General features: G+C 40.7%; 33 protein-coding genes and 2 pseudogenes. 34 read left to right on the top strand and 1 reads right to left on the bottom strand.

The features are described 5' to 3' along the window. Positions 1–9: 9 nt before the first annotated feature. From NZD81_RS09570 to NZD81_RS09510, 13 genes are all read left to right on the top strand, one after another. Positions 10–204 (top strand): YqaI family protein, encoded by a 195-nt coding sequence (locus NZD81_RS09570; protein WP_015715353.1) that lies wholly within the window; start codon positions 10–12, stop codon positions 202–204. Between the two features lie 100 nt (positions 205–304). Continuing rightward, the gene (locus tag NZD81_RS09565; RefSeq protein WP_289860316.1) at positions 305–493 is read left to right on the top strand and encodes a hypothetical protein; all 189 of its coding nucleotides are present in this window, start codon (positions 305–307) and stop codon (positions 491–493) included. Continuing rightward, complete coding sequence (locus NZD81_RS09560) at positions 493–1,443, top strand: YqaJ viral recombinase family nuclease (RefSeq protein ID WP_289860314.1); 951 nt, start codon at positions 493–495, stop codon at positions 1,441–1,443. Before NZD81_RS09565 ends, NZD81_RS09560 begins: the two co-directional genes overlap by 1 nt. Continuing rightward, entirely contained in the window at positions 1,436–2,335 is a 900-nt protein-coding gene (recT, locus tag NZD81_RS09555; protein ID WP_289860312.1) for a recombination protein RecT, read from the top strand. Before NZD81_RS09560 ends, recT begins: the two co-directional genes overlap by 8 nt. 166 nt (positions 2,336–2,501) lie before the next feature. Next, positions 2,502–3,215: a DnaD domain protein gene (locus tag NZD81_RS09550; protein ID WP_289860309.1), complete on the top strand. Its 714-nt coding sequence runs from the start codon at positions 2,502–2,504 to the stop codon at positions 3,213–3,215. Continuing rightward, positions 3,127–3,951 carry an ATP-binding protein gene (locus NZD81_RS09545; RefSeq protein ID WP_289860550.1) on the top strand — a complete coding sequence of 275 codons (825 nt, stop codon included), beginning with the start codon at positions 3,127–3,129 and terminating at the stop codon, positions 3,949–3,951. Before NZD81_RS09550 ends, NZD81_RS09545 begins: the two co-directional genes overlap by 89 nt. After that, positions 3,944–4,087, top strand: a complete 144-nt coding sequence (locus NZD81_RS09540; RefSeq protein ID WP_289860308.1) for a hypothetical protein — start codon at positions 3,944–3,946, stop codon at positions 4,085–4,087. Before NZD81_RS09545 ends, NZD81_RS09540 begins: the two co-directional genes overlap by 8 nt. Before the next feature lie 232 nt (positions 4,088–4,319). Then, positions 4,320–4,778 (top strand): DUF1064 domain-containing protein, encoded by a 459-nt coding sequence (locus NZD81_RS09535; protein WP_289860306.1) that lies wholly within the window; start codon positions 4,320–4,322, stop codon positions 4,776–4,778. Positions 4,779–4,897: 119 nt separating this feature from the next. Further along, positions 4,898–5,065 (top strand): hypothetical protein, encoded by a 168-nt coding sequence (locus tag NZD81_RS09530; RefSeq protein ID WP_289860304.1) that lies wholly within the window; start codon positions 4,898–4,900, stop codon positions 5,063–5,065. Between the two features lie 87 nt (positions 5,066–5,152). Continuing rightward, on the top strand, positions 5,153–5,356 hold the full coding sequence (locus NZD81_RS09525) for an XtrA/YqaO family protein (protein ID WP_289860302.1): 204 nt from the start codon (positions 5,153–5,155) through the stop codon (positions 5,354–5,356). A gap of 34 nt (positions 5,357–5,390) precedes the next feature. Continuing rightward, positions 5,391–5,762, top strand: a complete 372-nt coding sequence (locus NZD81_RS09520; protein WP_289860300.1) for a VWA domain-containing protein — start codon at positions 5,391–5,393, stop codon at positions 5,760–5,762. Continuing rightward, the gene (locus NZD81_RS09515) at positions 5,759–5,986 is read left to right on the top strand and encodes a nucleoside/nucleotide kinase family protein (RefSeq protein ID WP_251233572.1); all 228 of its coding nucleotides are present in this window, start codon (positions 5,759–5,761) and stop codon (positions 5,984–5,986) included. Before NZD81_RS09520 ends, NZD81_RS09515 begins: the two co-directional genes overlap by 4 nt. After that, on the top strand, positions 5,983–6,231 hold the full coding sequence (locus NZD81_RS09510; protein ID WP_010330964.1) for a hypothetical protein: 249 nt from the start codon (positions 5,983–5,985) through the stop codon (positions 6,229–6,231). Before NZD81_RS09515 ends, NZD81_RS09510 begins: the two co-directional genes overlap by 4 nt. 103 nt (positions 6,232–6,334) lie before the next feature. Here the strand turns inward: NZD81_RS09510 and NZD81_RS09505 are convergent, their stop codons facing one another. Continuing rightward, complete coding sequence (locus NZD81_RS09505; protein ID WP_289860294.1) at positions 6,335–6,604, bottom strand: LCI fold-containing protein; 270 nt, start codon at positions 6,602–6,604, stop codon at positions 6,335–6,337. 112 nt (positions 6,605–6,716) lie between these two features. On the opposite strand from NZD81_RS09505, the gene NZD81_RS09500 reads away from it, so the two are divergent. From NZD81_RS09500 to NZD81_RS09400, 21 genes and pseudogenes are all read left to right on the top strand, one after another. Then, on the top strand, positions 6,717–6,893 hold the full coding sequence (locus NZD81_RS09500) for a hypothetical protein (RefSeq protein ID WP_289860293.1): 177 nt from the start codon (positions 6,717–6,719) through the stop codon (positions 6,891–6,893). 214 nt (positions 6,894–7,107) lie between these two features. Further along, positions 7,108–7,584, top strand: a complete 477-nt coding sequence (locus NZD81_RS09495; RefSeq protein ID WP_289860291.1) for a hypothetical protein — start codon at positions 7,108–7,110, stop codon at positions 7,582–7,584. Then, a complete protein-coding gene (locus tag NZD81_RS09490; protein ID WP_289860289.1) occupies positions 7,577–8,212 on the top strand; it encodes a hypothetical protein in 636 nt (211 codons plus the stop codon). Before NZD81_RS09495 ends, NZD81_RS09490 begins: the two co-directional genes overlap by 8 nt. Positions 8,213–8,222: 10 nt before the next feature. Next, positions 8,223–9,149: a hypothetical protein gene (locus NZD81_RS09485; RefSeq protein ID WP_289860288.1), complete on the top strand. Its 927-nt coding sequence runs from the start codon at positions 8,223–8,225 to the stop codon at positions 9,147–9,149. Positions 9,150–9,285: 136 nt separating this feature from the next. After that, positions 9,286–9,417: pseudogene (locus tag NZD81_RS09480) on the top strand (hypothetical protein). A gap of 15 nt (positions 9,418–9,432) precedes the next feature. Next, positions 9,433–9,602 (top strand): annotated as a pseudogene (locus tag NZD81_RS09475) (hypothetical protein). A 36-nt stretch (positions 9,603–9,638) separates the two neighbouring features. Further along, complete coding sequence (locus NZD81_RS09470) at positions 9,639–10,100, top strand: hypothetical protein (RefSeq protein ID WP_289860286.1); 462 nt, start codon at positions 9,639–9,641, stop codon at positions 10,098–10,100. A 266-nt stretch (positions 10,101–10,366) separates the two neighbouring features. Then, positions 10,367–10,870 carry a hypothetical protein gene (locus NZD81_RS09465; protein WP_289860284.1) on the top strand — a complete coding sequence of 168 codons (504 nt, stop codon included), beginning with the start codon at positions 10,367–10,369 and terminating at the stop codon, positions 10,868–10,870. Positions 10,871–10,881: 11 nt separating this feature from the next. After that, positions 10,882–11,166, top strand: a complete 285-nt coding sequence (locus NZD81_RS09460) for a YjcQ family protein (protein ID WP_003245536.1) — start codon at positions 10,882–10,884, stop codon at positions 11,164–11,166. Between the two features lie 188 nt (positions 11,167–11,354). After that, positions 11,355–11,675, top strand: coding sequence for a hypothetical protein (locus NZD81_RS09455; protein WP_289860282.1), 321 nt, complete (start codon positions 11,355–11,357; stop codon positions 11,673–11,675). 90 nt (positions 11,676–11,765) lie between these two features. After that, positions 11,766–12,470, top strand: a complete 705-nt coding sequence (gene terS, locus NZD81_RS09450; protein WP_289860279.1) for a phage terminase small subunit — start codon at positions 11,766–11,768, stop codon at positions 12,468–12,470. Further along, complete coding sequence (locus NZD81_RS09445; RefSeq protein WP_289860277.1) at positions 12,463–13,701, top strand: PBSX family phage terminase large subunit; 1,239 nt, start codon at positions 12,463–12,465, stop codon at positions 13,699–13,701. The genes terS and NZD81_RS09445 overlap by 8 nt, the downstream gene beginning before the upstream one ends. Before the next feature lie 11 nt (positions 13,702–13,712). Next, entirely contained in the window at positions 13,713–15,110 is a 1,398-nt protein-coding gene (locus tag NZD81_RS09440) for a phage portal protein (protein WP_268487441.1), read from the top strand. Positions 15,111–15,255: 145 nt separating this feature from the next. Next, positions 15,256–15,975, top strand: coding sequence for a DUF4355 domain-containing protein (locus NZD81_RS09435; protein WP_289860272.1), 720 nt, complete (start codon positions 15,256–15,258; stop codon positions 15,973–15,975). A gap of 14 nt (positions 15,976–15,989) precedes the next feature. Continuing rightward, positions 15,990–16,850: a phage major capsid protein gene (locus NZD81_RS09430; RefSeq protein ID WP_289860271.1), complete on the top strand. Its 861-nt coding sequence runs from the start codon at positions 15,990–15,992 to the stop codon at positions 16,848–16,850. 14 nt (positions 16,851–16,864) lie between these two features. After that, complete coding sequence (locus NZD81_RS09425; protein ID WP_289860269.1) at positions 16,865–17,035, top strand: hypothetical protein; 171 nt, start codon at positions 16,865–16,867, stop codon at positions 17,033–17,035. 11 nt (positions 17,036–17,046) lie between these two features. Then, on the top strand, positions 17,047–17,925 hold the full coding sequence (locus NZD81_RS09420) for a phage minor head protein (protein ID WP_289860267.1): 879 nt from the start codon (positions 17,047–17,049) through the stop codon (positions 17,923–17,925). 14 nt (positions 17,926–17,939) lie between these two features. Continuing rightward, on the top strand, positions 17,940–18,275 hold the full coding sequence (locus NZD81_RS09415) for a phage head-tail connector protein (protein WP_289860265.1): 336 nt from the start codon (positions 17,940–17,942) through the stop codon (positions 18,273–18,275). A 4-nt stretch (positions 18,276–18,279) separates the two neighbouring features. Further along, complete coding sequence (locus NZD81_RS09410) at positions 18,280–18,783, top strand: hypothetical protein (RefSeq protein WP_114168507.1); 504 nt, start codon at positions 18,280–18,282, stop codon at positions 18,781–18,783. Next, the gene (locus NZD81_RS09405; RefSeq protein WP_041906578.1) at positions 18,783–19,172 is read left to right on the top strand and encodes a hypothetical protein; all 390 of its coding nucleotides are present in this window, start codon (positions 18,783–18,785) and stop codon (positions 19,170–19,172) included. The genes NZD81_RS09410 and NZD81_RS09405 overlap by 1 nt, the downstream gene beginning before the upstream one ends. Next, the gene (locus NZD81_RS09400) at positions 19,129–19,599 is read left to right on the top strand and encodes a phage neck terminator protein (RefSeq protein WP_289860263.1); all 471 of its coding nucleotides are present in this window, start codon (positions 19,129–19,131) and stop codon (positions 19,597–19,599) included. Before NZD81_RS09405 ends, NZD81_RS09400 begins: the two co-directional genes overlap by 44 nt.

Below are 19,599 nucleotides of genomic sequence, written 5' to 3'. Positions count from 1 at the left end.
AGAATATGAATGATCGAAAATCCAATGATTCTAAACAACTGGCACGATAAGTTGACTGAGCCAGAAACACAAAAGGATTTTTTCGGGGATGAAGTTACCCCAGTCGATGATTATGTAATCGATTGCGGCGCGGTGATCTTGAGAGAGAACCTTGATCGTTATCTGAGGGAACAGCTTGGTTTCAAATTTAAAAATGAGCAATAAAAAAGCCCACTCTGGCAAGTGGACTCAGTAAGGCGTTTTGACTGAAATATTTACTTAATTATACCAAAACGCCTCATAAAAATCAATGGAGGTTTTATACATGGCTAAATCAATAAAAGTGGCATTCAGCGAGCGTGCGGGGGATCAGCAACGTTTAAGACAGGTCGGCGGTTCAATTGTATTCGCCAAAAACGGTAAAGCACAGTTTAGTTTCCCTTCAATGGATCACTACCGGGAATGGCAGCGGCTAGGCGCGGAAGAGTACAAAAGAAAGGTGGGACTGCTCTGATGCTTGCACAAGTTTACATGCCTACGGACAACATGACGGAGGATCAATGGCTTGAGGCTCGGCGTGCTGGCATCGGGGGTTCCGATGCTGCGGCAATTGCTGGGCTGAGTAAGTGGAAAACGCCAATGTCAGTTTATCTGGACAAACTCGGACAGGCACCTCAAGAGCATATAACCAGTGAGGCTGCATATTGGGGGCACATTCACGAAGAAACCGTTGCCCGGGAATTTTCAAAGCGGACAGGCAAGAAGGTTCGGCGGCGGAAGGCAATCTTACAGCATCCTGATTACCCGTTTATGCTTGCAAACGTTGATAGATTAGTAGTCGGCGAACGAGCAGGACTGGAATGCAAAACAGCATCAGAATACCTGAAAGGTGAATGGGACGGCGAAGAGGTACCGGACGCGTATCTAGTTCAATGTCAGCATTATATGGCTGTTACCGGGTTAAGTGCTTGGTGGATCGCTGTTCTGATTGGCGGCAACAAGTTCGTTTACAAAAAGGTTGAACGAGACGAAGAGCTCATTGCATACCTGATTCAAATTGAACAGGACTTTTGGAAAAACCATATTGAGAATGAGATCCCTCCTATGTTTGATGGTTCTGAGGCTTCTGCTGAGCTTTTAACGCATATGTACCCTGTAGGATTCGAAGATGAAACAGAGCTTCCTCTGGCAGCAAATAAGCTCATTGAGCAATACAAATCATCTAAGGCTGAGGAGAAAAATGCCAAAGAAAGGCTCAAAGAAGCTGAAAACCAATTAAAAGGGATGCTCGGGGAGTATGAGGTAGGCAATGCTGAAAAAGCGCTTGTTACTTGGAAAACAGTTACGACAAACCGTTTTGATACAAAAGCATTTGCTGCTGAACACCCTGAGCTCTTTGGAAAATTCAATAAAGTATCGACTCATAGACGATTCAATGTGAAGGAGTTAAAAGACAATGGCTAAAAACGAGGATATCAGAAATAAGCTGCAAAACAGAGCAGGCGGCGCGCCTACTGAGAAGCCACCGACACCAGCTCAAACTATAACGGCATATCTAGAAAAAATGGCATCGGAGATTCAAAAAGCATTGCCAGATCACATTAAGCCTGATCGCTTGGCGCGTATTGCATTAACGACAATACGCACTAACCCGGCACTTTTAGAATGTAGTGTTCCGTCTCTTCTAGGAGCAGTTATGCAGTCAGCTCAATTAGGACTAGAGCCTGGTCTAATTGGTCATTGTTACTTTGTTCCTTTCTGGAATAACAAAGAAAAAAGGCGCGATGTGCAATTCATCATAGGATACAAAGGAATGATTGACCTTGCAAGACGATCAGGACATATCGAAAGCATCTATGCTCATGCCGTATACGAATCAGATAAATTCGACTACGAACTGGGCTTGCATCCTAAGCTGGTTCATAAGCCGGCTACAGGACAAAGAGGTGAGATAACACATGTTTATGCAGTTGCTCACTTCAAAGATGGCGGTTATCAATTCGAGGTGTTCAGTAAAGAAGATATTGAAAAAACACGCAAACGAAGCAAAGCAAGTGATAACGGACCTTGGCAAACAGACTATGAAGAAATGGCAAAGAAAACAGTCATTCGGAGAATGTGGAAATACCTTCCGATCAGCATAGAAATTCAGCAACAAGTTGCACAAGATGAGACGGTTCGGAAGGATGTAACAGCAGAAGCTCAATCCGTATATGACGATAATGTTTTAGATTTAGGCGGAAATCAGCTTTTGAGTGAGCCTGAACAGCCAAATGAAAAACCAAGTGCGCAGGCTGCTGATCCTTTTGATGGTAAGCCTGTAGACATCAGCGACGATGACCTCCCATTTGATTAAGGTTAGTATCCCCTTCTGTTATAAGTGGCTGGCGGAAGGGGCACCCAATCGCGCGCAGCTGTTCCGTGCTTATGTTGAAGGCTATCTCAGAACAAATGAACCTGGTTTACGTTTAGTCCGCATCAGCGGAATGACAGCACTGTGTGAAAGGAAGTAGGTGAGCGGCATGGATATGGAAGGTTGGGGTTACGTTATTGTCCCTTCTCGTCAATTTACAAATAGACGCGAAAAGATGATTTATATGTGCTTACTCGAAGAGGCTGCTTTCGCACCATTTGGATCTCTAAAGATTGGAGAAGCAATGATCAACGTTGCTGAATTGGCGAGAGAAGCTTCCATTGACGTAAAGAAGGTGCGTTATTCGCTCAGTAAGTTAGAAGAATCAGGCTTTATCAAAACGAGGCGCTTGAAGCAAAACAAAGGGATTATTGTCACCATTGTTGATTATGTAAAACTTCAAAACACCAAGAATTATGGGAAGAAATCGGAGCCGGTACAGGAAGAAACTTCAGCACACGAAGAGCAGCAGGAGGATGAGAAGAAAATGAAGAGTAACGCATTTGCATTTTTCGAGGATGAGGGATTCGGTCTTCTATCATCGTTCATGGCTGAGAAACTTAATAGTTTGATAGACGATTATGGCGAAGATAAGGTCCTGGAGGCAATGAAAGAGGCAGTAACGCGGAACGCTCGCAACTTGGCCTACGTGCAGCGCATTCTCCAGTCAAACAAGAACAAAAGTAAGGAGTGGCAACATGGAAACATACAAAACACAAAGTACGGACGCGGCAATGGCAGCAATACTGAAAAAGCTCCAAGAAAGGTCAGCCCAATTTTCGGCGGGGTCGGCCGGGTCGGCCGGGTCAGAAGAAAAGGCTGAATACGAATGCCCGAAATGCAAAGATCAACTTGGCTACATCGAGAACAAGGACGGATATGAGGTTTGGGTCCGGTGCAAATGCATAGAACGCCGGCGCATCCGGAAATTGATGAATTCTAGTGACATAACTGCTGAATTTGAGAAGTTGAAGTTCAAGAATTTTATAACTGAGGGAAAACCAGCTGTCGTGAAAGACACTTACGATACTGCGGTTGAATACTACAAGGATTTTGACAGCATCCGGGGCACCCGAAGCAACAGTATTGCTTTACTGGGGCAGCCAGGCTCAGGGAAAACGCATTTGCTGACAGCTATTTCAAACAAGCTGATCAAATCGAAAAATATCGCGGTTCAGTATTTCCCTTACGTGGAAGGGTTCAACGATCTGAAAGATGACTTTGACAAGCTGGAAGAAAAACTCAACCGCATGAAAGAGGTTGAAGTGCTGTTCATAGATGATCTGTTCAAGCCTGTTTACACAAACATCAAAGAAGGACGGATTAAGAAACCACGGGCAACCGATTGGCAAGTGGAGCAGACATACTCCGTCATCAATTATCGATATCTGAATCATAAACCGGTTCTTATCTCAAGTGAATTAGACATCGAAGAGCTGGTGGATATAGACGAGGCGCTTGGTACCCGGATTTATGAAATGTGCGCGGACTATTGCGTAATCATCAAGGGCGACAGAATGCAATTAAATCATAGATTGGCAGGGTTGCGGAATGGATGAGAAAACGAACGTTAATGGATCCATGGGAATGTATTTGTTCGGGCCTGCTGAACAGCAGGGCGGCAAGGACCTCACACCAGCTATCCGGGTGCTTGAGGAAAAGATCAGACAAATGGAGCTGATGCGCAGTGCTTAAAGCGGTGATCCTGCTGCCGGCCATTATAATCACGGCACCAGCAAAAGAAAAGCAGATTCAGCAATGGGAAGAGAATGACGGGAGGTAAGGAGAATGATGCCGAGGATCTTTTGGGGATTCGCGCTGTTGAACTGGAATATCGGTTTTGAAATCCTTTCAGTTGGCAGAATGCGATTTATAAAATGCACATGCCTTCCTCTTACACTACTAATCAGGATAGGGGAGGCATCACATGCCAGCAAATAAGTACGGCGCCAGAAAAACACAGGTGGACGGCATCATGTTCGATAGCCGGGCCGAAGCCAAATACTATGAGCAGCTGAAGTGGCTCAAGGTGAGCAAGCAGATCAAAGATTTTAAGCTGCAGCCACGGTTCCTGTTGCAAGAGGCATTCAAAAAGAACGGCAAAACTTTTCGGAAGATTGAATATATTGCAGACTTTGAGGTTCATAATTTGGACGGCAGCATCGAGATCATTGACATCAAGGGCGTGGAAACAAAGGAATTTGCCATCAAACGCAAGCTGTATGAGCGGCTTTACGATACGCCACTCAAGGTGCTGACTCTGGATAAGTCACTCGGCTTCATCGAGCTGGATGAGCTGAAAAAACTCAAAAGAAAGGCGGGAAAGTCCACTGCTAAACGTGGTAATCGCAGACGATCGGCCGTTGTGGGTGCAGGAAGAAGATAAGCTCATGGCCTGTATGACACGTTGCTCTCAGTTTAAGGCATGCGCCAGCCGAATGGGTTCTAATTGCAAGAAGCTCGGCGGCACGGAAATTCCCAAAATCAATTCAGGAGGTAGATACCATGGAACAGCAAAGCATCAATCCTTACAAGCCAGGACCGGTTGAGGAATGGAAGATGACGCCGGAACAGCTGGCCGAATACGTGAAAAAGCATCCGATCGTTTACCGGGAGGATCTGAAACCATCGCCATCATTCACAATGGCCGGATGGAAACCGGATCACTATTAAACACAAAAAAAGCACCGAAGCGTAAGCCCCGATGCATTGATACGAACTGGTACTTCTATCATAGCACATGCACAGGGGGCGCGCTAGGTGAACAAACCACAAGAAATTAATTTAAGCAAAGATATAACAATCCAACAGGCAATCAAGCCGGGCAAAATACAGATTCTTATTTTAGATGGGAACGAGGGCACTGCACATGTCCTTGAAACCCCAGAACACGGAGAAACAATCATTCAAACAATTAAGGGCGGTCTGTCTCGTTTAGATTATAGGATCGGCCACAAATTCTAATAGCAGGGGCTTTCCCCTGCGGGGGAGGAACGGCATGGATAAATTGGAGGAAGTTAAAAAATTTGATATTACCATCTTCACGAGTTGGTTAAAGAGATACGCCGAATGCGGACAAGGTTTAGAAAAAGCTTGGCACTTTCTGATTGAACAAGCTGAACTGGCTGAAAAGCGTCAGGAAATCATCGAGGAAAACAAGCGTCAGCAGGAAGTAACGGTTCATCAATTCCGGCAGGCTCAGGAAGAGCTTCAGCGGCTCAATAAAGAGAATGACAGGTTTAGAAAAGCCTTTCATCAGTTCGCAAATATGAAAACAGTTAGAACGGCGCCTGAGTTAGTGATTCAAATGTATTCCCGGTATGCGCAGGAGCTTCTTGAAGGCAGAGGAATGGAAGGTGATGCGGAATGAATGAGTTATCAGATAAACAAACTTGCCCGTACTGCGATTACACAGAAGAAGATTCCTACTCTAATTGGGATTCAGACAGTGACGGAATTGTAACATGCACGAGTTGCCATAAGGAATACTTTTCATTGCCTCACTATCATTTTGAGGGGTGGCAAGTTGAAAGAATTTGCGAAGAGTGCGGACATGAAGAAAGCGAATGCTTTTGCGAGGGGGAAGAAGAATGATCCCTTTACAAGTCGAGCTGCAGCGGGCAGTCAAAGCTACGAAAGACGAAGCAATGACAGTTGAGCAGGCGGCGGAATATTTGAAAGTACATCCAGATTACATACCGGTGCTGGTGGCAAAGTCAGACGATCTGAAAATGATCGGCGATGAAACTATCATTGCAAAGCGTGATAAGACAAACGGTTGGCTCATCGGGGCGATGGTTTTGGTTTTATTCTTTGCAATTGCAGTCGGCTGGGAATAGGGGGATGACAGCGTGATTGAATACAGCTGTCTTGAATGTGATTACGCTCAATACAACGCAATTAAAAAAAGATAGGGATGAAAGTCCCTATCTTTTGAGAAGATTAAACCCAACCTTGATAATGGCCAGTCCAAGATCCATCACTATTCTGCCATGCATCTTTTAAATAAAAATTAGTACCGAAAACGGGAATTACATTTTTCAGTTCTGCTCTAGACTTAGCCCCCAGATAATAATCTTGTAAAACTGCTTGGGGTGATACTGATTCGTGATTTGTACTATGGTTTGTAGGGCTTGTAGCAAAGGCAGGAGCAGCAGAAACAAGTAAAGCTAGGGACAATGTGGAACCAGTTAAAACTCTTTTCAATTTCATTTTAACACTCCCTTTATTTTTTAATACAACTGTATTATTACACATAATACAAAAATATCCAAGGTAATTATTGTTAATGTTTTGTGAACGTGAATTTAGTTAGGGGGATTGGATGGCACTCAGAATATTTTTTCTGCTGATGGGATGCGGATTCTGGATATATTTCCAACACGATTACAGGCCGGACATGAAAGCGAACCTTGCTTTGATCGGGGCAATCATTTCATTTACGGCTACGGCTTACTTTAAAGATATTGATAAGTATATAAAAAAAGAGAATGAAATCTGATGAACTGATTTAATAGATTCTTAGCAGATTGGGTATATTTAAATCAGATTCAAAGTGTTTAAAGAATAACAAATGTTTTTAAGGATTATATTTAACAATTTGGGCAAATTAATCATGTGAATTTTCTTGAAAAAAGTGGGATTAGATGGTTTTTATGTTACAATATAGCCATCAATCCTCCTTCATTTAAAAATTCGATAATAAGGAGATAATTATGAATGATTACGGTAAGATCTTTAAAAAACAATTAAATAATCGGCTTGAATTCCAACTCTATTCTTATAATCCTGATAAAGAAAAATATTTTGATGTTATAAAAAAAGCCCGTACTCAAGAATTTAAACAAGTGATCATTAACTCTGAGATAATGTCTGCCATCCTATATGCTGTTTTAACATCAGATGGGGTTATTATGAAGATAAACATGTCTGATAATACAGATGAAGATATAATTGAAAATATAAATTCCATAGTAAATAAGTTGCGATCAAAGCCCATATTATTTGTAAAGTTACAAGAAGAACTGGGTTTAATAACAGAGAGTGGCTCCATTGATATTATGTGCATTGAAATATACAAATTCAAAAAATATTTCAAAATTTATTCAAATGGAATTGTTTTTGGTGATGATTTAGAAACATTTTTTATTGATTTTCTAAAACCTGTATTGGAAGAGTATTTTAATGAGTGAAAAAAGAAAACAGGTAAAAAAGGAAGTTTTAGCTGCTCTCAGAAATATCTTCATTTTAATAATTAGTATATTTTTTATTTGTATAGACTTATCGATTGCCAAATTTTTTAATTTTACAGATGACCCACGAATAATATGGGCTGTTGATATTGGAGTTTATAATGGGATATTACAAATTGTTTTTTCAATAGCTTCTTACTTGATTAATGAAAAAAGACTTAATATTGGTGTGAACATTATAAATAAAAAAGAAGATTCGAATGAACTTACTATAAGATCTGATGATAGCGGAGAAAAAATCTGTGTGAAAATTAATATAAAAGGAAAATGGAGAAAGCTTTCTGGTGATTTAAATATTATCTTTCCACATTGGTTGGATATACAAACAAAATCTGTCCCATTTTTGAAAATTATTGATTCAGAAAATAAATGCGTTATAGACTTAAATAATTTAATGTCTTCAACTACTGGTTATTGTGATTTGAAAAGGTCAATTACCTTTGACATTTTAAGAAACAGTGATGAAAACAATGAAGATCTAATTCAAGCAAATCTGAACATGAGTATATTCTATAAATTATTTGCAATCAAATTTAAAAATGAAGGGATAAAAATAAAAAGTAAATGAGGTTATTTTTATGACGCTTTCTAGATGGACTGATAACTCAGGTAATAGCATTGATGACATTTTGTCTAATATAATGAATTATAGCCAGTGGATACAACTGGATAAAGATCCTCTAGAAAAAAAGAATCTTAAATTTTTCATTGAGAAAGCATTTAAAGAGAACCAAAAAATAATTTTGAATGATACTGAGATTACATATAATTATATAAATTATGAGTTTGAGAAAGTTCAGTATGGCGAAGAGCATAACCCTTTAAGGTCTGTAAGGATCAATTCAGTATCTGGTTATGTAATTATTTATACAGATGGTTCAACAACTCAATATATCATAAACAGAAGCAATAATGGATATTCAAAAACTATATTAAGGAAATTAAATAATTACACTAAGAACCGTATTATAACTGATTCTCCCATTCTCATAAATCAAGATTTTATAATTTGGTTAATTTATAAAGTATCTACAGGATTAGAAAAATCAATGTTGGATGAATGTCATTTTTTAGTTAAAATGATTACTGGTTGGAAGGGTTCCACTCAAGATAAATTAGCTCAAGTATCGGGTAAGGGTGATCGAATTATGAATAATTTAGGCACATTAGCATTTCTCTTTGAGAATGAAAATGTTTCTAATATTCAAACTAAAATTGAGTATATTAATGAAACATTAGATGTTTCATTAAACTTAAACGGTACCATTGATGTGGATTTATCAACTTACACAGGAGATTATTTACTTAGTGAACATTATGAGAGAAGTTCAAAAGTTATATTAACAGCCTTTTTAGTGATTATCCCTAAATTATTAAGTGCTTACAAGATTGATTTAGATACTAAGGAATGGTCTAACAACAAAAAAATTGATTTTTTTAACGAGATAGGTAAGTCTATAACTAGTAAGATTAAGGAAAAAATTGATGCGATAGCACCTGAATAATGTTAGTCCTAGACGGAAAGCCTGCGGACGCTGATCACTGTACAGATAAATCTGTGCTTTGGTTGGTGTCCGTTTTTTATTTCGCTACTAACCGGATATACATCGCTATTACTAGCGATGAAGGAGTGATGAGACATTGAAACAGTTCAAAAAGAAGCCATCACAGAAGCAACAGGAGCGCTCAGATCGTTTCTAGCAATCAATGATGAACACAAACATGCAAACACTCAGACGCGGCAAAGGCGGCGCTTATAAACGCAGAAAGTAAAAGGGGAGTTTCAGGATGAAATACGGATTCGCTTATAAAAACGGAAAGCTTGTAAATATCTTTTGCGGCAGAGAAGAGCTCTATAACGAGATGAAAGCCTTCTTGGTCAAAACCTTCAGTATCAGAGTGAAAGAGGTATCGAGGCCTCAATATATCGCAGAGCAAAAAGCAAACAACTGGAATGACACTTACTCTATTTAACTATCAGGAGGGAAAACACTATGACAGATCAAATGATTGCATGGGAGATTGAAGAATGGATTCGTGATTATAAATTCATGCTGCGGGAGATCAAAAGGCTCAACCGTGTTTTAAACAAAGTGGATTTTATTGGCGGAAAGCTCACTGCAACATACGGGGAGGAAGCGGGCATGCCAAGGGGATCAGCTGGCGTCAGTCAGGCAGAATTGCGACAGAAGGACCGAAGAGAGAGACGGCTCCACAAATATGAATCTATTGTGCATTTCCTGGACAACGCCATGGAACACATCGAAGAAGAAAAGCACCGAATCGTTTACGATTGCATGATGGAAGGCATGAGCTACACTGCTATTGCAAACCACCTTGATTGCTCCCGGGATACTATCAGAAAGATCAAAACAGCCATAATCGGCAACATCGTCAATAAAGTCAAAGAAGCCAACTTTCTGCAATATTTGAACTCGCTTAAATCGGCGGTGTAAAATGGGAGGCAGGATCGGCGCGGCGGATTATTCCTGCGTCACCACCAATTTCATACAATGAGTAAAACCTCCCAGTGGTAAGCGAGGATCAACTCAACTGGGAGGTCTTACATAGTGAATCGGTGATAAAACAGCAGCAGTATTGCGTACATGTTAATATCCCCGACAAAATATGGTTTTATTCAACAGATTCGTTCGACAAATTTTGCAAATTGTTAATCGATAACTTTTCATTCCCGATATTAAAAATGGGAGTGAATTGTAAAATGAAAAAACAGAAAAATAATAAAAAGAAGAATATTAAAAAGCGAAATATTGAAGAGAAGAATATCGAAGAGAAGAATAATGAGGACTTAGAAGAACTGGAAAATGCGATTTATACTTATCACAAAAAGGAGCTACTTGCTTTCTTTCTTGAAAAAACTCGAATTGGTCATGATAAGGAAGAATACAAAAGGTTCCAATCTCTTCTTTATAAGTTGGATATTGAATGTTTAGAATTTGCTATATCGAGATTTTCTCATATAGATATTATCCATGATCATTCAAAATATGTTCCAGCCTTTATCCCTTTATTTGCAGCATATCTCACCATGTTCTTTAATTTTTATGAAAAACATTGGGGAGCTTTAGCTTTTGCTGCTGGTACAATTGCTGCTATTGTTTGGATAATTGCAGTAGAAAGAAAACATAGAAATCAAGCAATTTCTATTATGAAAATATTTGAACAAGTCAAAGAGAGAAAAGTGAAAGACAGATCTAAAGACTGAAAGGAGAAAATATGAATAAGGATAAATTAAGGTATGCAATCTTAAAAGAAATTTTTGAAGGTAATACCCCTTTGTCAGAAAACGATATTGGAGTTACTGAAGATCAATTTGATGATGCTGTGAACTTTTTAAAACGCGAAGGGTATATCATTGGGGTCCATTATTCAGATGATAGACCTCATTTATACAAATTAGGACCTGAACTGACAGAGAAAGGTGAAAACTACTTGAAAGAGAATGGAACATGGTCTAAGGCCTATAAGACCATTAAAGAGATTAAAGATTGGATTAAATAATAAGAGCATCCTGCGGGGTGCTTTTTTTGTTCCCTGTAAACTGCTTCCGGTAAGTCTCAGGATAGACAATTGGCGGTTAACGGCTTGAGCACGGTGGTGGTTTAGAGGGAATATACTTTTATGTCTTATTTGCAAAGTATATTCTAACAGGTATTGGAGAGAGTACTACAAGAAAAGGAGGTGCTAACGTGGAATTAAATAATAACAATTTAGAATTTTATATTGATGAAAATAACAATGTTGTTCTCGAAATGGATACATTTAAAGAAATTGTAAATACTTTAAATACTCTTGCAGAGAAAAGTGATAACGTAGAGTTAATGGGCAGACCTAAGTTCTGTTGCACAACACATTGTGAAGACGGAGAGGTAAAGGAAAGAAGGAGTTATTCATCATTAAACAGAGCCACTGCAGCAGCGGCATGTTTTAACTATCTTGTCATAGATTGTGGTGGTCCAATCCCCCCAATGGGGTCAGGTTATTCCCTTAGTAAAGGGGAATGTGATTAATTAATCCTTATACGCCTTCACTTTTAAAGTGAAAGGCGTTTTTTTATTTCGAAACAAACACGAATCAGAAGGGGGCGGCGGTGGATGTAGATGGCTGAAAAGCACATTCAGGCGTATAAGGATTACGTCAAAGGCATGAAATACAAGGACCTTGCCGAAAAATACGGAGTGTCAGTGAACACTATTAAATCGTGGAAGCAGCGGCATGGTTGGGAAAGAAAAAAGGGTGCACCCATTGAAAAAAGGGTGCACACAAAAAAAGGCGGACAGCCCGGCAACAAAAATGCAATAGGAAACAAAGGCGGTGCGGCTCCAGCTGGCAATCAAAACGCTGTGACTCACGGCTTTTTCTCTAAATTCCTGCCAGAAGAAACGCTTGAAATTATGGAAGAGATTCAGGAGCGTTCGCCTGCCGATATGATATGGGATCAGATTCAGATTCAGTATGCGGCTATTCTCCGGGCGCAGCGAATTATGTTCGTTTCTGATAAGGAAGAAATGATCAAAGAGCTGAAAAAGAAAAGGTCCCTCATATCTGAGGTCAGCGAAATTGAAGAGGAAGAGTATGAATTTCAATTCGCTTGGGATCGTCATGCAACCTTCTTGAATGCTCAATCTCGGGCAATGGGAGAGCTAAGAGGCTTGATTAAGCAGTTTGACCAGCTGGCGCATGAAGAAGACGAACGGCGCTTTAAATTGGAGCAAATGCGCTTGAATATCGAGAAAACAAGAGCAGTTGTTAAAAATGGTGGCGCTGATATAAAAGTTGAGATTGTGAATGATTTAGATGATTAACACTGTACGCGTCAGTTTAAAAGAGATTGTGGGCGGCGGTTATAAAACCTTCTGGAGTTATGAAGGTCGTTATCGAGTGGTAAAGGGCGGCCGCGGTTCTAAAAAATCCACCACAACTGCATTGAACATTATTTACCGCATGATGCAATTTCCTCAAGCAAATACGCTTGTTGTGAGGAAGGTCTTCAAAGATCATAAAGATTCAACTTATGCGCAGCTTAAATGGGCTATTAGACGCCTTAGAGTTGAACACCTATGGGAATGGACTAAAAGTCCGTTGGAGATTCGATATAAGCCGACAGGACAAAAGATTTTGTTTCGTGGTTTGGATGATCCAATGAGTGTAACGTCAATTACAGTTGATGTGGGTTATCTCTGCTGGGCTTGGTTCGAGGAAACATATCAGATATTAAACGAAGACGATTTTAACAAAGTTGATATGAGTATTCGGGGTGAATTGCCACCCGGATATTTTAAGCAAATAACGCTGTCATTTAACCCCTGGAATGAAAAGCACTGGTTGAAGCGGCGTTTTTTTGATGTCCAAGACAACAATATTCTGGCTCTTACTACAAATTACAAGTGCAATGAATTTTTAGGTGATGATGACCGACAGCTATTTGACTGGATGAAAAAGAACAATCTCCGGCGTTACAAAATTGAAGGATTAGGCGAATGGGGGATTGCTGAAGGTGCCATCTTTACGAACTGGCGTGAATTCGCCTTTGATCGTTTTGAAATAGCCAAGCGTGAAGGGATCAAATCGGCTTTCGGTTTGGACTTCGGATTTACAACAGATCCTTCTGCCCTGGCTTGTTCGTTGGTGGATATTAAAAACCGTGAGCTTTATATTTTCGATGAAATGTATAAGCCCGGGCTCTTAAATAACGAGATAGCAGAAACCATCACTGATATGGGTTACAGAAAAGAATTAATCATTGCTGATTCAGCTGAGCAAAAAAGTATTGCAGAGCTACGTAAATACGGCTTAAAGAAGATCAAGCCAGCTGAGAAGGGGCCTGATAGCATTAAAGCAGGCATCCAGTTCCTGCAGCAGTTCACCATCTTTATTCATCCGAAATGTTCGAATGCCGCAATGGAATTTAGTAACTATGTGTGGGACAAAAACAAAGACGGCAAGCTTATCAATAAGCCTGTCGATGAATATAACCATTTCATTGATGCGCTCCGTTATAGCATGGAGCCAATCAAAAAGCGCGTGCGATTGTAGGAGGTGAAGTCATGAAAGAATTCATAAATCTTATTCAGCAGAATGGAATCAGCGGAAATATCATTAAGCTGATGATTGAGGAGCATCGACCCACTAGGGACAAAATGATCAAGTTATATGCAAGATATAAGGCTGATCCATCTGGTGTTCCTATTCTTACAAGAAAGTTAATTGACTATGATGGTATCGGTAATGAAGCTGTGAAACGGATCGATGACAAAGTGAATAATAAGCTGAACAACTCATTCGATTCTGAAATCATAGATACAAAAACAGGGTATATGTTTGGTCACCCAATCACCTATGAAACCGAAGATGAAGCTCTCAAGAAAATGGTCAGTACATTCAATACTAGAAATAACATTGAGGATTCTGATTCAGAACTAGGGAAAACAGCTTCTATATGTGGATACGGTGCCCGGTTGCTTTATGTTGACGAAGAAGGTAATGAGCGGCTACGCAATGTTGATCCCTGGGAAGCTATTATTCTTGCTTCTGACGACATTACAGAGCCGACATTTGGTTTGCGCTATTATCAAGTGTTTGAGTGGTCCGGAGAAACCAAAGTAACATCATATCGTGCCGATTTCTATGATGCTACGTACATTTATTCTTTCAAATCGTCTGATAAAGAGCTTTATCAATTAATCGAACGAAAACCGCACATGTTTGCCGGCTGCCCTTTGTTTGGTGTGCCTAATAACAAAGAATTGAAAGGCGACACAGAAAAGGTTATTTCTCTAATTGATGCATATGATCGAACTCTTTCTGATGCTTCTAACGAGATTGAGCAGTTTCGTCTTGCTTATCTAATTGTAAAAGGGGCTTCACTGGATGAGGAAGATATGGAGAATCTGAAAAAAAGCGGTGTTTTTGAAGTATTTGACGAAAATGGCGATGTGAAATTTCTAACCAAGGAAATCAACGATACTATGATTGAAAATCATTTGAACCGGTTGGAAGAAAACATTCTCCGTTTCGCAAAGACGGTCAATTTCTCAGATGGCTCATTTGGTGGAACTATAACGGGTGTTGCTATGCGTTACAAACTTATGGCCTTAGAGCATAAAGCAATTACAATGGAACGCAAAATGACAGCAGCATTCAGGTATCAGTATAAAATTCTTTGCTCAGCATGGGACAAAAAGATCCTTGCGGACAAAGATGGGTATTTGAAACTGTGGTTTCAATTCAAAAGAAACCTACCTGTAAATATTCTTGAAGAGGCTCAAGCGTCTGCGCAACTCAAAGGGCAAGTGAGTGAAGAAACACGACTGGCTCTATTATCCTTCGTTGATGATGTGCGTTTTGAGCTTGAAAGAATGGCAGCGGAACGAGATGCCTATGATCTTGAGGGAAACTATATTGAAGAACAGGAACAACACGAAGATTACGGATTAGAAAAATAAAATATATAAAATACAGCATCTCACTTCTTGAGGGGCTTTTTTTATGCCTTTTTTTCGCGTTGTAGGCGTTAAAGAGCAACCGAAATATTTTTTTTGTACTTATTAGGGGCTGAGGCAACTGATAAGGGCAAGGAGGCTATATAGAATGAAACGATTAAATGTACAGTCATTGAAGTTTTTTGGTAATGAAAGATTACCACTTCACTTAAAAAATATGCAGTTTTTCGCTGAAGGCGGAGAAGAGGGTTCTACTGCCAATCCAGCAGAAAACCAAGATGCCAGTGACGCAGGAAACAATCCGTCACCTACAGCTCAACCTGGCGGCGGTGAAATCACATTAGATGTTGTTCGTAATTTTGTTGAAAACAACGAACAGGGGAAAAAATGGCTGCAATCATTTTCAGACAGCAGGGTTACAGATGCTATTAAGACTTATGAATCAAAGACCCTGCCGAAGAAACTAGAAGAAGAGATTGCAAAAAGGTTCCCACCCGAAACAGAAGAGCAAAGACAATTGCGTGAGCTACAAGACAAGTTTCAAAGCTTAGAGCAGGAGAAAGAGCGAGAAACGCTGAGGAATAAAGCTTTGTCAATTGCTACTGAAAAAGGATTGCCAACAAACTTGGTGGACTTCTTTATTGGACAAGACGAAGCGGCAACTGAACAAAATCTCGGTGTGCTCTCTGAAGCGTTCAAAACTTTTCAGCAAAACATCGTAAATGAACAATTCAAGCAAGGGGGATCAACACCACCACCTTCAGGCGGCGCCCCAACTCCGTTAACACATGAGACAATTGAAAAAATGACACCTGATGAAATCAATAAAAACTGGGATCGAATTCAGGAGTATTACAAAGGAAAATAGGAGGATGAAAAAACATGGCACTAAACAATTTTATTCCTACACTTTGGAGTGCAAGGCTACTTTATAACCTACAAAAGAACCTGGTTTATGGGCAGCCGGGCGTAATCAATAGAGATTATGAAGGTGAAATCAAGAACCTTGGTGATTCAGTAACAATTAACAACATCGGTCGAGTAAGTGTGGGAGATTACACAAAAAATGCTGATATGGATAGTCCACAAACATTGGATGATCAATCACGCAATCTTGTCATTACTGAAATGAAGTATTTTAACTTCCAAATTGATGATGTGGACAAGATTCAGCAAAACCCTAAATTAATGGATGAAGCTATGAAAGAGGCGGCATATGCGCTTAAAAACAAAGCTGATTCATTTATTGCTTCTCAATATGTAAACGCAGCCCATACGATCGGGAGTGACACAAATGTTGTTTCGCCAACAAAGAATGATGCTTACGAGTATCTTGTCGATTTGTCAGTGAAACTGGATGAGGCGGATGTCCCGGAACAAGGGCGATGGGCTGTTGTTCCACCATGGTATGAAGGTTTAATGCTGAAAGATGATCGTTTTGTTAAAGCTGGCAACATGTCTTCTGAAGATCGTTTGCTGAACGGTGTAGTAGGACAAGCTGCAGGATTCTTAATTCTAAAGTCAAATAACGCCCCTGTATCTACTCCGGAAGGCGGAACAGAAAATCATAAGATTATTGCTGGTCATAATATTGCATGGTCTTATGCGGATCAAGCGGCTCAAGTTGAAGCTTACCGTCCTGAAAAACGTTTTGCTGATGCAGTTAAAGGACTTCATCTGTATGGTGCAAAGGTAACTAGACCGGAAGCGCTGGCCGTTCTGAGTGCAGCCCGTCCGAAATAAGGAGGGATTTTTTTATGTGGATTCAAAATACTGAAACTGATTCTACTTGGTTTGTGGGTGAAGAGCACGGCAATAAGCTTTTGAAGGAAGATAAATTTAAAAAAGTGCAGTCTCCCATTAAAAAAGCCGAGAAGAACAGTAAAAAACCTGTAGGCAAAGAAGCAGAAGCCGAAGCCGAAGAGTAGGAGGGGAAGCGGTGGATAAAGAACAAACTGAAAAAGAGCTTTTGAAGCCGTTGAACCGTAAAACCAAGGAATTCTTACGGAAACTCAAGCGGCTTTTTCAGCGTGCTTCAAAAGATGTGCTGTCAAAGCTGACGGCGTTATCCGTCAAACTTGATCAAACCGAAGAGCCCACACTTGCTGACGCTAATAGACACGGTGATCTAAACCGTATAAAGCGGGAAATCACATCGTTGATTAGTGATCTGTCAGCAAAGGTCAAAGCTATGATTATAGAATTTCTTGAAGAAACCTACGAATCATCATACAGCTGGCTGATCCTTGGCGTTCTGGCTGCGTTAGGGATAAAACTTGCGAAGCCAAAAGAAACACCAAATCAGGCAAATTTGCCTGCTGAATGGGCTCCCGGAGACGTTCGGCAGGCTATTAGTAGTAAACAAATGGACAAAGCCATTGAAACAGACCGTAAAAAGACAATACAGCAGATTAACAAGACAATCGAACGCGGTTTTATTGAGCGAAAGCGCTTTGCTCAGGTTGCGAAGGAGCTCCAGACTGATGTCGGCCTGAGTTACAACCGATCAAAGCGCATAGCCAATACGGAAATGCATCGCACAAGGGAAAAAGCAACGCTTGACGCTGCTAAAAAAGCTCAGTCACGGGGCATCAACATGAAAAAGACCTGGCACAACGTTGGGGATGAAAGAGTACGTGAGACAAAACATGCGGATCATGTCCATTTAGAAGGGCAGGAACGCATGGTCAATCAGTTGTTTGATCTTGGCATTAATAAAAATGGTGTTCATGTAACAACAGAAGCGCCGGGGCAAAGCGGTGATCCATCAAATGATATTAATTGCCGATGCTTTGCGACATATGAACCGGTTCTTTGAAAGGAATGAGAGAAATGGACTTGGCAGAATTAAAAGTCAGGCTAGGGATTCCGGCTGATGACACCTCGCAGGATGCAAAGTTACAAATAGACCTTGAAGACGCGATTTCTTTCGTTAAGGAGGAGTGCAATAACTCTTTTGTCGGTCCAGATGGGGTTGAATCACTACCAGGCCCAGTGAAGAAAGGAATTGCTCTCATGATTGAAATTGATCGGGACAGCCCGAAAGGTGTTCAGTCTGAATCAATTGGCGGAATGAGCAAGACATACACGGCGGATGACGTAAGGTATAAACCAGCACTTGATTTTTTTCGGCCATACAAAAAAATTCGTTTTAAATCACTGAGGTGATCAAATGGCACGTAGAAACATTCGGGTACGAGATAGCAACCGTATTCCAGAAGTCATAAGAAACCTCGGTTCCGTCGGTAAGGTGAAAGTCGGAATCCTGGACAGTGAGCGGCAAATGATCGCGGCTGTTCACGAATTCGGCTGCCGTATTGCTGTAACTGATCGCATGCGGAATTATCTTGCTGCAAAAGGGCTGTACCTCAAGAAAGAAACTCAATATATCAACATTCCGGAGCGTTCTTTCATCCGTGCTGGATGGGACGAGAACGAGGAAGAGATCGTTCAAAAGGTAGAGGATCTGGTCAATAGAGCGTTAGAGAATGGCGATTCGATGAATGACATTATGGAAACAGTCGGCCTGCTTGCGAAAGGGCGGCTTCAAGTGTATGCCCGAGACTTGCGGAACCCGGCAAACCATCCATTTACAACCGAAGAGAAAGGCTCTTCAAATCCATTGGTTGATACCGGGGAAATGATTGGCTCTATGGATTATGAGGTTGAAAGCTGATGGGGAATCATTTCATATTTTCTGATCTGATTAAGCGGTACAGCGTTGATTTTACATTGCTTATTCCATCTGAAGAGGGTTCATATGATGATCTCGGCGAATGGGTGCCACCGAAACCGACGAAGTCAGATGAAAGAGGGGCAATAGTACCTTTACAGTCACAACTGATCTATCAATCTGGCGGCCGGCTTACATCTATGGACAGGCAGCTATTTATCAAGAATGAAATTCCTCTGAAAGCTCAGGTGATTTTTGATGGTGCCACCTTTGATGTTGAAGCGATGACGCCTTATGGGACGTATGCCGATTTCAACAGCTATATCTTAAAGGCGGTGATCAATTCAGATGGACTACAACAGCATAATACAAACAGTCTTGGGACTGATTAGAGAGAAAACAGGCCATGTCGTAATCGTTGCAAATGGTACAGGGAAACAACCTGTCTATCCTTTTTGCACATATACCGTGACGTCCCCGTATTTGCCCCAACATAGAGGCATTGAAGAACAGGGAGTGTTAACGGAAGACATCGAGCTTGTTTTCTCTTTTACATGGGTTTCAAACAGCCATATTGAGGCCATTTCCCTTGCCCAACAAACAGCGGCGTACTTCAAAACAGCTGAAGCACGTCAAAAGCTTCATGATAATGGGCTGGCGTGGGTCAGGAACGACGGTTTCGGTAATCGAGATACATTTATCACGATTGACACAGAACGCCGTCACGGCTTTGATACGCGCTTTAGAACGCGTGTCACTCATGGAGAAGCAAATGCAGAGGTTTTCGACTCTGTACTAATTGAAAATACAGGAGGGTAA

Origin of the sequence: Bacillus sp. B.PNR1, assembly GCF_030386235.1 — a bacterium.
Taxonomy (GTDB): domain Bacteria; phylum Bacillota; class Bacilli; order Bacillales; family Bacillaceae; genus Bacillus; species Bacillus stercoris.
This window is presented reverse-complemented; position numbering and strand designations above follow the sequence as displayed.

Coding starts and splice junctions, on each gene's coding strand:
- NZD81_RS09440 (WP_268487441.1), top strand. CDS start 13,713: ATGAAAGAATTCATAAATCTTATTCAGCAGAATGGAATCAGCGGAAAT.
- NZD81_RS09545 (WP_289860550.1), top strand. CDS start 3,127: ATGGCAGCAATACTGAAAAAGCTCCAAGAAAGGTCAGCCCAATTTTCG.
- NZD81_RS09465 (WP_289860284.1), top strand. CDS start 10,367: ATGAAAAAACAGAAAAATAATAAAAAGAAGAATATTAAAAAGCGAAAT.
- NZD81_RS09485 (WP_289860288.1), top strand. CDS start 8,223: ATGACGCTTTCTAGATGGACTGATAACTCAGGTAATAGCATTGATGAC.
- NZD81_RS09515 (WP_251233572.1), top strand. CDS start 5,759: ATGAATGAGTTATCAGATAAACAAACTTGCCCGTACTGCGATTACACA.
- NZD81_RS09425 (WP_289860269.1), top strand. CDS start 16,865: ATGTGGATTCAAAATACTGAAACTGATTCTACTTGGTTTGTGGGTGAA.
- NZD81_RS09495 (WP_289860291.1), top strand. CDS start 7,108: ATGAATGATTACGGTAAGATCTTTAAAAAACAATTAAATAATCGGCTT.
- NZD81_RS09540 (WP_289860308.1), top strand. CDS start 3,944: ATGGATGAGAAAACGAACGTTAATGGATCCATGGGAATGTATTTGTTC.
- NZD81_RS09490 (WP_289860289.1), top strand. CDS start 7,577: ATGAGTGAAAAAAGAAAACAGGTAAAAAAGGAAGTTTTAGCTGCTCTC.
- NZD81_RS09510 (WP_010330964.1), top strand. CDS start 5,983: ATGATCCCTTTACAAGTCGAGCTGCAGCGGGCAGTCAAAGCTACGAAA.
- NZD81_RS09520 (WP_289860300.1), top strand. CDS start 5,391: ATGGATAAATTGGAGGAAGTTAAAAAATTTGATATTACCATCTTCACG.
- NZD81_RS09560 (WP_289860314.1), top strand. CDS start 493: ATGCTTGCACAAGTTTACATGCCTACGGACAACATGACGGAGGATCAA.
- NZD81_RS09570 (WP_015715353.1), top strand. CDS start 10: ATGATCGAAAATCCAATGATTCTAAACAACTGGCACGATAAGTTGACT.
- NZD81_RS09535 (WP_289860306.1), top strand. CDS start 4,320: ATGCCAGCAAATAAGTACGGCGCCAGAAAAACACAGGTGGACGGCATC.
- NZD81_RS09470 (WP_289860286.1), top strand. CDS start 9,639: ATGACAGATCAAATGATTGCATGGGAGATTGAAGAATGGATTCGTGAT.
- NZD81_RS09550 (WP_289860309.1), top strand. CDS start 2,502: ATGGATATGGAAGGTTGGGGTTACGTTATTGTCCCTTCTCGTCAATTT.
- terS (WP_289860279.1), top strand. CDS start 11,766: ATGGCTGAAAAGCACATTCAGGCGTATAAGGATTACGTCAAAGGCATG.
- NZD81_RS09430 (WP_289860271.1), top strand. CDS start 15,990: ATGGCACTAAACAATTTTATTCCTACACTTTGGAGTGCAAGGCTACTT.
- NZD81_RS09565 (WP_289860316.1), top strand. CDS start 305: ATGGCTAAATCAATAAAAGTGGCATTCAGCGAGCGTGCGGGGGATCAG.
- NZD81_RS09530 (WP_289860304.1), top strand. CDS start 4,898: ATGGAACAGCAAAGCATCAATCCTTACAAGCCAGGACCGGTTGAGGAA.
- NZD81_RS09505 (WP_289860294.1), bottom strand. CDS start 6,604: ATGAAATTGAAAAGAGTTTTAACTGGTTCCACATTGTCCCTAGCTTTA.
- NZD81_RS09415 (WP_289860265.1), top strand. CDS start 17,940: ATGGACTTGGCAGAATTAAAAGTCAGGCTAGGGATTCCGGCTGATGAC.
- NZD81_RS09405 (WP_041906578.1), top strand. CDS start 18,783: ATGGGGAATCATTTCATATTTTCTGATCTGATTAAGCGGTACAGCGTT.
- recT (WP_289860312.1), top strand. CDS start 1,436: ATGGCTAAAAACGAGGATATCAGAAATAAGCTGCAAAACAGAGCAGGC.
- NZD81_RS09460 (WP_003245536.1), top strand. CDS start 10,882: ATGAATAAGGATAAATTAAGGTATGCAATCTTAAAAGAAATTTTTGAA.
- NZD81_RS09500 (WP_289860293.1), top strand. CDS start 6,717: ATGGCACTCAGAATATTTTTTCTGCTGATGGGATGCGGATTCTGGATA.
- NZD81_RS09435 (WP_289860272.1), top strand. CDS start 15,256: ATGAAACGATTAAATGTACAGTCATTGAAGTTTTTTGGTAATGAAAGA.
- NZD81_RS09445 (WP_289860277.1), top strand. CDS start 12,463: ATGATTAACACTGTACGCGTCAGTTTAAAAGAGATTGTGGGCGGCGGT.
- NZD81_RS09410 (WP_114168507.1), top strand. CDS start 18,280: ATGGCACGTAGAAACATTCGGGTACGAGATAGCAACCGTATTCCAGAA.
- NZD81_RS09400 (WP_289860263.1), top strand. CDS start 19,129: ATGGACTACAACAGCATAATACAAACAGTCTTGGGACTGATTAGAGAG.